Consider the following 12,683-nt stretch of genomic DNA (forward strand, 5'->3'; position numbering starts at 1 on the left):
AGCAATGCACTAATGTCCTGGTTCAGGAGGACCGATGCGCATTTTGCTGGTGGAGGACAATGAGGATCTGGGCGAAGCCATCGAAAAGCGCCTGCGTTCGGCCGGACATTCGGTTGAATGGGTACGCGATGGCGATGATGTGCTCCCCACCGCCGAGGCGGAACCCTTCGATGCGGTTGCGCTCGATCTCATGCTGCCCAACCGCGATGGCATCAGCCTGATCGCCGAATTGCGTCGGCACAAGTTCAATGCGCCGATCCTGGTCATTACCGCCCGCTCCGAAATCGACGACAAGGTCAGCCTGCTCGACCTGGGCGCCGATGACTATCTGGTCAAGCCCTTCGATCTGCGCGAGCTCGAAGCACGCTTGCGCGCCCTGTTGCGGCGCACCGGCGGTCAGGCATCGAGCACGGTTTCAGTGGGCAATCTCGAGCTCGACCTGGCGGGCCTAAATGCTTCGGTCGCTGGCAAGGCCCTGGAACTGGGGCGCCGAGAGTTCCGACTGCTGGAAATCCTGGTTGCGCATGTCGGCAAGGTGGTCGCCAAGGAGCGGTTGATGAACCAGCTCTTCAATTTCGACGAGAATGTCTCGGTCAACGCGCTGGAATTGCATATCTCGCGCCTGCGCAAAAAGCTCGAAGCGGCCAATATCGAGATCGGCACGGTGCGCGGGGTGGGCTATGTGGTGCGGGTGAGCGATGGATAAGATGGCGGGCGCCATCAGGCCTTTCTCTATCCGTCGCCGCATCTTCGCGCTGGCCCTTATCCTGTTGCTGGCGGCATCGGTCGTACTGATCGTCTTTATCCGGGACTATGCCGAGCGCGCTTCAGACCGCGCCTTTGACCGCCTTCTGGCCGCCTCGGCCCTGACCATTGCCGGGGCCGTGCAGGTCGAGAACGAGGCGGTGGTGGTCGAAATCCCCTTCGCTGCCTTCGCCATGTTTTCGGGGCAAGACCGGGTGTTCTACGCCGTGGAAGATCCCGACGCCCACACCGTTACCGGCTATGAAGATCTGGCGGCACAGATGGGCGAGACAGTATCATCGGTGCCCTCATTCACCGACATCCTCTATCGCGGCGAGATCGCCCGCGTGGCCAGCGTCGGGCGTCTGATCTCCACCCCGAGCGACACCGGGTGGGTCACCATTCATGTTGCCGAAACGCAAAACCAGCGCGAGGCGCTATCCAATGAAATCCTCTCCAATGCCGTGCTGCCGGTGCTGGCGCTGACCCTGCTGGCCATTGGCCTGGTCTGGTTCGGCATCACGCGCATGTTCGCGCCCCTGACCGCGCTGGAGCATGAATTGCGCGCCCGTTCGCCCGACGATCTCTCCCCCATCACCGTGCCAGTGCCGAGCGAGGTGGAGCATCTGATCTCGGCGCTCAATGGCTTCATGGCCCGATTGCGCAACGCCATGGAGCGGGTGAGCGGGCTGGTGGCCGAAGCCGCCCATGAGGTGCGCACGCCCCTGGCCTCTCTGCGCGCTCAGGCGGAGGTCGCCATGGATGAGCAGGACCCCGAGGCGCTGCGCCAGCGGGTTCGGCGGATTCACACCGGGGCGGTACAGGCCAGCCAATTGGTCAGCCAGCTTCTGATGGAGGCGACGATTTCGCATCGCATGGAAAACAGCGAAGTCGAAACCACCACGCTCGCGTCAGTCATCGGGGATGTGCGCCAGCGCCTAGATCCCGATCAGGCGCAGCGCTTGCAGATTGCTTTGGGTCAGGCCGCAGAAGCCCCACTGCGCGGCGACCGCGTGGCCCTGCGCGAAATGATGCGCAATGTGGTGGACAATGCCCTGGTTTATTCCGACGGCCCGATCGACATTATCGGTCATATCGACAAGGGCGCGCTCAGTGTCGAGGTCAATGACCATGGACCAGGCATTGAGGCAGGCGAGAAGACGGAGGTGCTGGAGCGCTTCAAGCGTGGCAAAGCCGGCAATGGCAAGACGGGGTCAGGACTTGGCCTTTCCATCGTGACCCGCGTGGCCCAGGCACATGGCGGCCGTCTGCACCTGCTGGACCGGCCAGGCGGCGGCTTGAGCGTGGTGATCACCCTGCCTTTGCCGCGACGCGGCGGGGGCAGCGCTACTTTCGGCCTCGTGGCTGTACTCGTGCTGGTGCCAGCCCTCCTGCTGTCCCCGACCCCAGCAGAGGCGGCGACCACAATCTATCCCGCGCCGGATGGCAGTTCGACCCTGACCCTCAACATTCTGGGAGTGACCGATACCCCGCTCTTCGCCCATTTCATCGCCGCCTATCAGGTCCAGCGCCGCGACGTAACCGTGGTCTACGAGGAAACCGACTCCCTGCCGCTGTTCCGGCGCTATCTGGACGGGGAACTGGACACCCCGCCGGACCTGCTGATCAGCTCGGCCTCTGACCTGCAGCTCAAACTGGCCAATGACGGCCACGCCCTGGCCTATGACAGCCCCTATCTTGGCGCGTTGCCCGAATGGGCGCATTGGCGCAATGAGGTGTTCGGTTTCACCTTCGAGCCCGCCGTCATCATCTACAATCCCGATCTGATCGACGATGACGAGGTGCCGCGCACGCATCTGACGCTGGCCGAGTTGATCGAGACCGAGACCGAGCGGTTTCGTGGCAAGATCGCCACCTATGACATTGGCCTGTCCGGCGTTGGCTACCTGCTGGCCGCGCAGGACCAGACCATTTCCTCTACCTTCTGGCGGCTGGCCAATGCCTTTGGCCGGGTCAATGCGCGCTTTTCGGGATCAAGCCCAGCCATTCTCAATGGCGTTGCCGATGGATCATTGGCGCTCGGCTACAACGTCCTGGGCTCCTATGCCTTCGCCCGGCAGGCGGAGGGCGCCCCAATCGAAATCGTCGTGCCCGATGACTATGTGCTGGTGCTGACGCGCTCCATGCTGATCCCCAGGGATGCACCCAGTGCAGAGCTGGCCAAGGGGTTTGTCGATTTCGCCCTCTCCCCCGCCGGTCAGGCGGTGGCCGCTGGCTCGACGGCGCTGGGCGCTGTGGTGCCAGGCAGCACGGGCGAGTGGACCAGCGAAACCATTGCCGCGCGTGGCCGGGGCGTCATTCAGCCCATCCCCTTGGGTCCGGGCTTGCTGGTGGCTCTCGATACGCTGCGTCGTCAGCGTTTTCTCGATACCTGGCAGGAAATCGTCTCGCCCAAGCCCTGACTTTCCAGGCGAGGCCGGCTCTCGGCGTGAGAAGATATTCCCACAACGCATGGCTGGGGTGACCAATCGACCCCTACCGATCCGGCCAGGCGAGGTCCATCTACAGGTCATGGAAACGACCCGGGCCGTTCCGGGTTGAACAGGAAGGATTGGATAATGAGCACCCCGCGCAAGAACAAGTTCTTTGCGACCCTCGACACTTTTGCCACCGTGTTCGGCAGCGCTGCTGCTGTGTCGGCGGCGGTCGATGCAGGACGGGTGCCCAAGGCCAAGCACCTGGACAATCTGGGCATCGACCCGGTCGCGTTCCGCAACATCGGCAAGGTCTAAGCTCCGCTTTCTAGCGTCGTAGCTTGGTCCGGCGCGGAGCCCAGGCCCCTCCCTCCCGAGGCCCCAGCGCCACACCTGCCGATATGACAAGCCCGGCTGCCAGATCCCTCCCTGGCAGCCGGGCTTTTTCTTGCCTGCGTTTTGCAGGCAGGGTCAGTCTTCGTCGGTCGCCAGTTGTCCCAGCACCCCGCCCTGCCCGCGCAGGCGCATGATCAGGGGCACGCCCACTGCGATGATAGCGACAACATAGAGCGTGATCGAGATCGGCGAGGAAAACAGCACGCCAATGTCGCCCTGGCTGATGGCCAGCGCCCGGCGCAATTGCTGTTCGGCCATCGGCCCCAGGATCAGACCCACAACGACAGGCGCGATCGGATAGCCGAAGCGGCGCAGCAAATAGCCCAGAATGCCGAACACCAGCAGCAGCACCAGTTCAAAGCTTATCCGAACCGGCCCGAAACCCATCGACATGGCACCGTTGGCTCCCAGCGTACCCAGCGTGGCGAAGGTCAGAATACCCGCATAGAGCCAGTGCTTGGGGATGGTCAGCAGTTTCACCCAAAGCCCGATCAGCGGCAGGTTAAGCACCAGCAGCATGAAATTGGCCACCAGGAGGCTCGCAATCAGCGCCCAGACCAGCGGGGCATTATTGGCGAACAGCAGGGGGCCGGGCTGCAGGCCGAATTGCTGGAAGCCAGCGAGCATGATGGCGGCGGTGGCCGTGGTTGGCAGGCCCAGCGTCAGCAGCGGCACCAGCGTACCGGCCGCCGAGGCGTTGTTTGCTGCTTCCGGTCCGGCGACCCCTTCAATGGCGCCATTGCCGAATTCCTCGGGCTTTTTCGAGAAGGTCTTTTCGGTGCTGTAGGAGAGGAAACTGGCCACGTCGGCCCCACCCGCCGGCATGGCGCCAATGGGGAAGCCGATGAAGGTGCCGCGCAACCAGGAGGCCCAGCTGCGTTTCCAGTCCTCCAGTGTCATCCAGACCGACCCCTTGACCGCCGTCACTTCGGTATTGGCCTGATCGCGGTCCGAGGCCGTCTTGAGCGTCTCGCCAATGGCGAACAGCGCCACGGCGAGCGTGGTCACTTCGATGCCGTCGAGCAGATCCATGACGTTGAAGGCAAGGCGGGTCTGGCCGGTCTGCAGATCAATGCCGATCAGGCCCAGGCCCAAGCCGATGAAAAGCGCCGTCAGCCCGCGCAGTGCCGAGTCACCGAACGCTGCCGAAACGGTCACAAAGGCGAGAACCATCAGGGCGAAATAGTCCCAGGGGCCAAAGGATAAGGCAAATTTAACGACGAACGGCGCGATAAAGGCCAGTCCCAGGGTCGCCAACAGGCCGGCAACGAACGAGCCGATCGCGGCAGTGGCCAGCGCCGGGCCGCCCCTACCCTGACGGGCCATCTTGTTGCCCTCGAGCGCGGTGACGATGGAGGCGCTTTCGCCGGGCGTATTGAGCAGGATCGAGGTGGTCGAGCCGCCATACATGCCACCATAATAAATGCCGGCGAACATGATGAGCGAACCGGCCGGGTCCAGCTTGTAGGTCACTGGCAGCAAGAGCGCCACGGTCAGCGCCGGGCCGATGCCGGGCAGCACGCCCACGGCGGTGCCCAGGGTCACGCCGATCAGCGCATAAATCAGATTGTGCACCTGCAGGGCCGAGAGCAGCCCCTGGGCGAGGAGATCGAAAGTTTCCATCAGAAGGGGGTTCCCGTCGTCAGCAGGCGTTCCAGCACGCCGGCGGGCAGCGACAATTGCAGGCCTTTGGCGAAGATGAACCAGACGGCAAAAGAAAAGACCGCTCCGATCCCGAAGGTCTGCCACAGCGGTCCGCGCCCAAATGCTCGCGCTGTACACGCAAACAGCACACCCGTACCGATGGAGAACCCGGCCGTCGAGAGCAGCAGGATTTGCCCGATCAGACCGCCGACAATCCAGAAGATCGGCGCATAGTTGTCCTTGCTGCGTTCAGGAAAGCTGCCGCGCATGGCCGAAATCACCGTGCCGATGGCAAGCAGTGACAGGCCCGTGGCGACTACATAGGGAAAGAGCTGGGGGCCGACCCGCTGCTGTATGGGGGGCAGGCGCATCTGGCTGGTTTGCCAGAATATGATGACCGCCAGGCCAGCAAGGACAGCCGCGATAACAAGCGCCGCCCCATCGGGGCGGCGCTCGGGCTTGGAGATGCCTGTTGTCATTGGACGAGGCCAATGTCTTTCAGGATGGCCTCGGTCGCCGACTTGTCGGCTTCGAGCTGGGCGGCGAAGGCATCGCCGTCAAGATAGGTGTCGACCCAGCCGCGGGTTTCAAGCGCAGCCTGCCAGGTCTCGGACTCGGCCATGGCCTTCACGTCTGCCGTGATAGCAGCCTTCTGCTCATCGCTGAGGCCGGGGGCGGCGGCAACCATGCGCCAGTTCTGCACAGCCACGTCGACCCCCTCTTCCATCAGGGTCGGCGCATCGAAGCCGGGCACGCGGGTGTCGGTCGACACGGCCAGCAGACGCAGTTCACCGGCTTCAATCTGCGAAGCGAATTCGCTGACGCCGGAGAGGCCTACGGTGACCTGACCGCCCAGAATGGCGGCAAGGGCTTCACCACCGCCCGAATAGGCGATGTAGTTGACCTGGGTGGGGTCAACGTCGACGGCCTTGGCGATCAGGCCTGCGGTGATGTGATCGACACCACCGGCCGAACCACCAGCCCAGGCCACGGCGCCCGGATCTTCCTTGAGCTTGGCGACCAGATCGTCAACCGACTGAATGTCGGATGCGGCGGGCACCACCAGGGCCACGGCTTCACCGGTGAGGCGAGCGATGGGGGTCACGTCTTCGAGGGTCACGGGCGACATATTGGTCAGGATGGCACCGACCATCACATAACCGCCCACGATCAGGGCATTGGGATTGCCATTTTCCTGGGTGGCGAACTGCGCCAGGCCAATGGTGCCGCCGGCGCCGGGCACGTTGGTGACCTGCACATTGCCCGAAATGCCTTCGGCCTGCATGGCCTCCTGCATGGTGCGTGCGGTCTGATCCCAGCCGCCACCTGGGCCAGCCGGCGCCATGATGGTGTAATCGGCAGCAAAAGCGGGTGCGGAAAGGGCGCCGGTTACCAGCGCCGCGAGAAGCAGCTTGTTCATAGTTCCTCCCTAGAACAATTGCGAACGTCGTTACGTTCGTGGGAACAGCTTATGCCTGCTCCCTGTCATCGTCCTGTCAGGAAGGCTACGCCTGCTAAGTATAGCTCGGCAAGACCATCTTGGGCCCCGCGCTGCGCTCAAAGCCCCGCCCTGTAGGCGTCTGGCGCTCATTAGGTCCAATCTCAAACCGACGCGACGCGCCCTCCCATTCGATCTCGCCGGACACAGTACGACTGGTGAGCCCGACAATTCCAAGCAACGACCCGGCCCGATCGGTCACGACTCGGATACCGGACGGGAAGGATCCCAGTCGGTTGCCGTCACGATAAACCTCGCTGCTCTCTGGCGTATTGACCAATTCAAACTCACCACCATCGACGCTGCGCCCATAGGCCGTTTCCCATTGTTCGTAACGATGAGTTGCGGGCTTGGGCAGCAGGCTGGTGAACCACAATTCACCCTCCGGACGCGGGAGAATGCCGGAGAGGCGCTCGATGTAATCGAGCAGGCACAGGATCGAGGGGGAATATTTCTCGGTGAACCCGGCCGCACCGGTGAATGGATTGAGGGTCTGCGGGAAGCGGTCAGCGGCAAACAGCGCTGACAGTGTGGGCTGCATGATCCAGCTCAACTCGACATGGTGACCGTGATGTTCGAACGCGTGTGGTGTGCGGATCAGCGTCAGGAAATTGGTGGGGCCATCCCAGCTATTCTGGCCGAAATTCGGATCAAAGCGCGGATCGTCCAGCGCTACCGAAGTCAGCGGAAACTTGGCAAAGAACTTGCGGCTGTTGAGCAGGTAGCGCTCCAGGGCATTGGCAAAGCCATCGGCATCGCCGATCTCGCACGCCAATACTCGCAGCAGATTGTCGGACTGGATGCGCACCATGCGCCCGTGGCGGTCGCTGTCGTAAAAATAGGCGTCGTCCGGGTCATGGCATTGCGCGACCAGGGCGTTTCGGCTCGCCTCCGCCTTTTGCCGCCAGTCATTGCCGTCGCCGCCGAGGTGATCGGCAATCGCGCCCAGATAGTCGCGCTGACAGGCGACATTGGCCGTCAGGTCGGGAGCGACGAAGGGCAGTATGGGATTGTCCGGATCGTAGCGGGTCGGGTCATTGGCAAAGGGACTGTCCGGCACATGCCAGAAGCGTGAAGACAGATCGTGCCCGGTATCATAGGTCGAGAACGCCTCGACGGCGCCGGTGCCCAGGGTGTCCCTGTGACGAGCCAGCCACGCATCGTAGCGCGACATGGCCCCGAACATCTCGGTCAGCCAGCCCGTATCGAGCCGATTGAGCCGAAAGTGGTTCCACACCGAGCGCGCCAATGGGGTCACGAGCTGGATCTGGTTGAAGGCAGGGCCTTGTGGGGTAACCTTATAAGGGAACAGCCCATCGTCCCGCTGGTAGCGGGCAAAGGCGGAATAGGTCGCCGTCGTCACCGAGGGCAGGAAGCGGCTTAGCAATTCGGCATTTATCGTGCCGGTGCTCTCCAGCCAGCAGCCATGATAGATGCCACCTTCATGCAGGATCGGCGTTTCGTCTGCCGCCGGGGCGATGCAATCGAACAGTTCACGGACCGCATCGTAATAGCGATCGGTCAGCCGGTCTGCGCTCGATACGAAACGGACTCCGGAGCGTTGCCATTCTTCGAGCAGCGCAGCATTGGCGGGCTTGGCAAGTGGGCCGGTCTTTTCGGCGACGTCCACCGCCCGCAGGCGGTCAAGAAGCTGGTGGCTCACGCAGACGCCTCGATCCGCAGGCCTTCGGCATCAAAGAAATGCGCATCGCTTGCCTTGAAGCCAAGCGAGACCTTGTCGCCACGCCTGAACTGGGCGTTGCCGGGTGCCTGGGCGAGCAGGCTCTGGCCATCGGTCAGCGCCACATAGACGAACAGCTCGCTGCCCAGATATTCGACCAGGGTGATGGTGCCATCCACCGCGATATCACCAGGCTGGTTGAGCCTCAGATGCTCGGGCCGGATGCCGACTGTCACCGGCCCGCTGATGCCCAATTGCGCAGACAAGTCCCCCAATCCGCTCAGATTGACCCCCTGCCCCGATGCCTCACCCTTGAGCAGGTTCATCTTGGGCGAGCCGATAAAGCTGGCCACAAACAAATTGCGCGGATTGTTGTAGAGTTCGAACGGGGTGCCAACCTGCTCGAGATTGCCCTTGTTGAGCACGGCTATGCGCGTGGCCATGGTCATGGCCTCGGTCTGGTCGTGCGTCACATAGATCATGGTGGTGCCCAGCCGGTTGTAGAGCCCGGCCAGTTCGACGCGCATCTGCACCCGCAATTCGGCGTCTAGATTGGACAGCGGCTCGTCGAACAGGAAGAGCTGGGGTTCGCGCACGATGGCGCGGCCAATGGCAACGCGCTGTTTCTGCCCGCCCGAGAGCTGGCGCGGCTTGCGCTCCATTAATTCCTCGATCTGCAAGATGCGGGCTGCATCAGCCACGCGGCGCTCGATCTCGTCCTTGGGCATGCGCAGATTGGACAGACCGAATGCCAGGTTCTTGCGCACGCTCATATGCGGATAGAGCGCATAGGACTGGAACACCATGGAGAGGTTGCGCTGGCTGGCCGGCAGGTCGTTGACCACGCGGTCGCCAATGGAAATCGTGCCGTCTGTGATCTCTTCAAGGCCGGCAATCATGCGCAACAGGGTGGACTTGCCGCAGCCGGAGGGCCCGACCAGCACAAGGAATTCGCCCGATTGCACTTGCAGATCGATGCCATGGATGACGTCGAAACCGGAATAGGCCTTGCGGACTTCGGAAAGGGTAACAGATGCCATGGTGGTCGCTTCTTACTTGAGGCCGCTCATCGCGATCCCGCGGATAATGAGCCGCTGGAAGATGATGAAGAACAGGAGAATGGGCAGGATGGAGAGGATCGACATGGCGAACATCGGGCCGTACTGGCTGACGCCGTCGGTGCTGATGAAGCTGCGCAGCGCCAGGGGCACCGTGTAGTCCTTCATGTCGTTGAGATAGACCAGCGGCCCCAGGAAATCCTCCCAGGTCCAGATGAACGAGAAGATCGCCGCCGTTGCCATTGCCGGCAGGCTCAGGGGCATGATGATGGCCCAGTAGATCTTGAAGGGCGAGCACCCGTCAATCATCGCCGCCTCGTCCAGCTCACGCGGTAACTGGCGGAAAAACTGGATCATCAGGAAGATGAAGAAGGCTTCACCAGCCAGGAATTTCGGCACGATCAGCGGCAGATAGCTGTCTACCCAGCCCAGGTTGAGGAACAGGATATACTGGGGGATGAGCACGACGTGATAGGGGATCATCAGCGTCGTCATCATCAGCGCGAACCAGATGGTCTTGCCAGAAAATTCTAGCCGGGCAAACGCATAGGCGGCAAACGAGCAGGAAATGACATTGCCGAGCACCGAGAGCACGGTGACGACGGTGGAGTTCCAGAAAAAGGTCGTGAAGCTCACCGGCAGGGCGTTCCAGCCCTCGGAATAATTCTCCCACTGGAACTCGCCCGGCCACAGGCCCAGGTCGCCAAAGATCTGATTGTCGGGCTTGAGCGAAGCGGCAAACATCCAGATCAGCGGGTAGATCATCACCAGCGAGGTGAGGATCAGGAAGATGTGCTTGAGCACGGCAGCGCGCTTGGCGCGCCTGGCCCTCTCCTCGCGATAGGCGTGAGCAATGTCGGCGGTCGTCTGGGCGGGCATGGTGGATACGCTCATGGCTCAGCCCCTCTCATTCTCGTAGTGGACCCAGTATTTGGAGGTCCAGAAGGCAATGGCGGTGAATAGTGCGATAATCAGCAACAGTACCCAGGCCAGCGCCGAGGCATAGCCCATGCGCAGGAAGCTGAAAGCCTCGTTGTAGAGATAGACGGTAAAGAACAGCAGGCTATCAAGCGGCGCGCCCGAACCACCGGAAATGATGAAGGCGCCCGAGAAACTCTTGAAGGCTTCGATCATCTGCAGCACCAGATTGAAGAAAATGACGGGCGCCAGCAGCGGCACGGTGATGGCGAAAAATTTCTTCACCGGTCCGGCGGCATCGATCTCGGCTGCCTCGTAGAGCTCCTGCGGAATGGCGCGCAGGCCCGCCAGGAAGATCAGCATGGGGGAGCCGAACTGCCAGATCGCCAGCACGATCAGCGTCCAGAGCGAATATTTCGGATCGGCCAGCCAGTAAGGACCCTCGGCGCCGAACAGGCGCAGGATCGAATTGATCACCCCGTCATAGTTGAAGAGCTGGCGCCACAGGATGGCCACCGCAATCGAGCCGCCCAGAATCGAGGGCAGATAGAACAGCGCCCGATACCAGCCGATGGCGCGAATGCCCTTGTCGAGAGCCATTGCCACCCCGAGAGCGAAGATCAGCTTGAGCGGCACCGAAATGACCACGAATTGGAAGGTGACCTGCAGGGCCTTCCAGAAGCGCTGGTCGTACTGAAACATATAGATGTAGTGGTCGAGCCCGAGCCATTGCGGCGGGCGCACCACATTATATTTGGTGAAACTGAGATAGAGCGAAGCCAGGATCGGCCCGATCGCCAAGAGAAAGAAGCCCACCAGCCACGGGGACAGAAAGGCATATCCGGCAAAATTGCGTCGGAAGAATTTTTGCACGCGCGGCTCCAGTCTCAACTGTTCCCGTTGATCGAATATAGCGGAAGGCAGCGCCTGCCACGATAAGGCAGGCGCCGCCACTTCCCGAGGAGATATCCGCCGCCCCACGGGAGAAAGGGCGGCGGACCGGGTTGCTGACTTAGGCGCGGGCCAGGATGGCGCGGGCCTGAGCGAGGAAGTCCGATGCAACCTCGGGGATCGGGCGTTCCCCAAGCAGAACGTTGACGGCCAGGCGCTCGAAGGTCTGCTCGACCTCGTTCGAACCGCTCGGCGGCGGCGGCGGCAGCACGGCTGTCTTGCCCTGGATCTTGTCAAAGAACTCGACCGAGCGGGCCTCGACATCTGTCAGTTCGGGCTGCAGTGCGGCGCGCACCTCGCTCTGGCTCGGGATGCCGCGTTCCAGACCCAACACCTTGGTCATGTCGAGATCGTTGACGAAGTCGCTCATATAGGTGGTGGCGGCTTCGGGGTTGGCGCTGTCGCGCGTCAGGCAGACGAACTGGCTGGGCTGCACGATCGAGCCCGGCACCATCTCAGATGTATTGGGATACATCGCCGCGCCCAATTTGTCCTGCATCAGGCTTTGCACGCCCACCAGCTGGTTAGACCAGAGATAGGACATTGCCGTCTTGCCGGTAACAACGCCCATCTGGCTCAATTCGGACACGCCGGCGAGGCCAGCGCTTTCCGGACCCGGCGGGGTGCCGCCGGCATTGCGGATTTTTTCCCAGGTCGCCCAGTATTCCTCGACGATTTCCTGGGTCGGGCCATAGGAGCCGTCCTCATTGAACAGCATGGCGCCCTTCTGCACCACGAAATCGGAGAAATTCTGGTAGTCGGCCGTATTGTCGTCGGTACCGGCAACGCCCGTGGCTTCCTTGATGGCGGCAGCGAATTCAGCCAGCTCGTCATAGGTATAGCCATACGGGTCGAAGTCCTCGCCCGGGACGATCCCGGCTTCCTCGAACAGCCGCGTGTTGTACATCGCCATATGGCTATTGGCGCCGATGGAGAGTGCATAGAACTTGCCGTCCACGGTGCCGGCATCGATGGCGCTCTGGTCCATCTTGGAGATATCGAGGGTCTTGCCCACATAATCGTCCAGCGGCACGACGGCGCCATTGGCGATATACTCGAACAGCACGCCATAACCCTGCTGGATCACGTCTGGCATGTTGCCGCCGGCGATCTGCGTCGTCAGCTTGGTGAAATAGTCGCCAAAACCAAGGGTTTCGCCGGTGACGTTGATGTCGGGATGCTTGGCGTTGAAGATGTCGATCACTTCGAAGGTGCGGCGGTCGCGCTCCGGATTGCCCCACCAGAAGTGGCGAATTTCAGCCGTCTGCGCGAAGGCAGGGCGTCCCATGGCCGCCAGTGCCAACACCGAGCCCGATGCCCCCAGAAATGTTCTTCTCGATAGTTTGTTCATTGTAGTC

The 12,683-nt window shown here is 62.0% G+C and carries 11 protein-coding genes; 3 read left to right on the plus strand and 8 right to left on the minus strand.

The genetic code is table 11. The features are described 5' to 3' along the window. The first annotated feature begins 34 nt into the window (after positions 1-34). The 3 genes from GGR20_RS02860 (at position 35) to GGR20_RS02870 (ending at position 3,497) form a co-directional block, all read left to right on the plus strand. Complete coding sequence (locus GGR20_RS02860) at positions 35-706, plus strand: response regulator transcription factor (protein ID WP_183309695.1); 672 nt, start codon at positions 35-37, stop codon at positions 704-706. Beyond that, on the plus strand, positions 699-3,167 hold the full coding sequence (locus GGR20_RS02865) for an extracellular solute-binding protein (protein ID WP_210283037.1): 2,469 nt from the start codon (positions 699-701) through the stop codon (positions 3,165-3,167). Before GGR20_RS02860 ends, GGR20_RS02865 begins: the two co-directional genes overlap by 8 nt. A gap of 156 nt (positions 3,168-3,323) precedes the next feature. Beyond that, positions 3,324-3,497, plus strand: coding sequence for a hypothetical protein (locus GGR20_RS02870; protein WP_183309696.1), 174 nt, complete (start codon positions 3,324-3,326; stop codon positions 3,495-3,497). 153 nt (positions 3,498-3,650) lie between these two features. On the opposite strand, the gene GGR20_RS02875 is transcribed toward GGR20_RS02870, so the two are convergent. The 8 genes from GGR20_RS02875 to GGR20_RS18570 all read right to left on the minus strand — a co-directional run bounded on the left by GGR20_RS02875 (position 3,651) and on the right by GGR20_RS18570 (position 12,676). Continuing rightward, the gene (locus tag GGR20_RS02875; RefSeq protein ID WP_183309697.1) at positions 3,651-5,198 is read right to left on the minus strand and encodes a tripartite tricarboxylate transporter permease; all 1,548 of its coding nucleotides are present in this window, start codon (positions 5,196-5,198) and stop codon (positions 3,651-3,653) included. Beyond that, positions 5,198-5,698: a tripartite tricarboxylate transporter TctB family protein gene (locus GGR20_RS02880; protein WP_183309698.1), complete on the minus strand. Its 501-nt coding sequence runs from the start codon at positions 5,696-5,698 to the stop codon at positions 5,198-5,200. The genes GGR20_RS02875 and GGR20_RS02880 overlap by 1 nt, the downstream gene beginning before the upstream one ends. After that, entirely contained in the window at positions 5,695-6,639 is a 945-nt protein-coding gene (locus GGR20_RS02885; RefSeq protein ID WP_183309699.1) for a Bug family tripartite tricarboxylate transporter substrate binding protein, read from the minus strand. Before GGR20_RS02885 ends, GGR20_RS02880 begins: the two co-directional genes overlap by 4 nt. A 94-nt stretch (positions 6,640-6,733) precedes the next feature. Continuing rightward, a complete protein-coding gene (locus GGR20_RS02890; protein WP_183309700.1) occupies positions 6,734-8,380 on the minus strand; it encodes an MGH1-like glycoside hydrolase domain-containing protein in 1,647 nt (548 codons plus the stop codon). Beyond that, positions 8,377-9,438: an ABC transporter ATP-binding protein gene (locus tag GGR20_RS02895; protein ID WP_183309701.1), complete on the minus strand. Its 1,062-nt coding sequence runs from the start codon at positions 9,436-9,438 to the stop codon at positions 8,377-8,379. Before GGR20_RS02895 ends, GGR20_RS02890 begins: the two co-directional genes overlap by 4 nt. Positions 9,439-9,450: 12 nt before the next feature. Then, positions 9,451-10,335: a carbohydrate ABC transporter permease gene (locus GGR20_RS02900; protein WP_420827424.1), complete on the minus strand. Its 885-nt coding sequence runs from the start codon at positions 10,333-10,335 to the stop codon at positions 9,451-9,453. Positions 10,336-10,353: 18 nt separating this feature from the next. Continuing rightward, a complete protein-coding gene (locus GGR20_RS02905) occupies positions 10,354-11,247 on the minus strand; it encodes an ABC transporter permease subunit (protein WP_253559995.1) in 894 nt (297 codons plus the stop codon). Positions 11,248-11,386: 139 nt separating this feature from the next. Further along, positions 11,387-12,676 (minus strand): ABC transporter substrate-binding protein, encoded by a 1,290-nt coding sequence (locus GGR20_RS18570; protein ID WP_246349366.1) that lies wholly within the window; start codon positions 12,674-12,676, stop codon positions 11,387-11,389. Positions 12,677-12,683 lie beyond the last annotated feature (7 nt).

This window comes from Devosia subaequoris, assembly GCF_014197055.1.
Classification (GTDB): domain Bacteria; phylum Pseudomonadota; class Alphaproteobacteria; order Rhizobiales; family Devosiaceae; genus Devosia; species Devosia subaequoris.

Bases quoted from the DNA above. Each gene is read 5' to 3' on its own strand.
- GGR20_RS02860 (WP_183309695.1), top strand. From the start codon at position 35: ATGCGCATTTTGCTGGTGGAGGACAATGAGGATCTGGGCGAAGCCATC.
- GGR20_RS02865 (WP_210283037.1), top strand. From the start codon at position 699: ATGGATAAGATGGCGGGCGCCATCAGGCCTTTCTCTATCCGTCGCCGC.
- GGR20_RS02870 (WP_183309696.1), top strand. From the start codon at position 3,324: ATGAGCACCCCGCGCAAGAACAAGTTCTTTGCGACCCTCGACACTTTT.
- GGR20_RS02875 (WP_183309697.1), bottom strand. From the start codon at position 5,198: ATGGAAACTTTCGATCTCCTCGCCCAGGGGCTGCTCTCGGCCCTGCAG.
- GGR20_RS02880 (WP_183309698.1), bottom strand. From the start codon at position 5,698: ATGACAACAGGCATCTCCAAGCCCGAGCGCCGCCCCGATGGGGCGGCG.
- GGR20_RS02885 (WP_183309699.1), bottom strand. From the start codon at position 6,639: ATGAACAAGCTGCTTCTCGCGGCGCTGGTAACCGGCGCCCTTTCCGCA.
- GGR20_RS02895 (WP_183309701.1), bottom strand. From the start codon at position 9,438: ATGGCATCTGTTACCCTTTCCGAAGTCCGCAAGGCCTATTCCGGTTTC.
- GGR20_RS02900 (WP_420827424.1), bottom strand. From the start codon at position 10,335: ATGCCCGCCCAGACGACCGCCGACATTGCTCACGCCTATCGCGAGGAG.
- GGR20_RS18570 (WP_246349366.1), bottom strand. From the start codon at position 12,676: ATGAACAAACTATCGAGAAGAACATTTCTGGGGGCATCGGGCTCGGTG.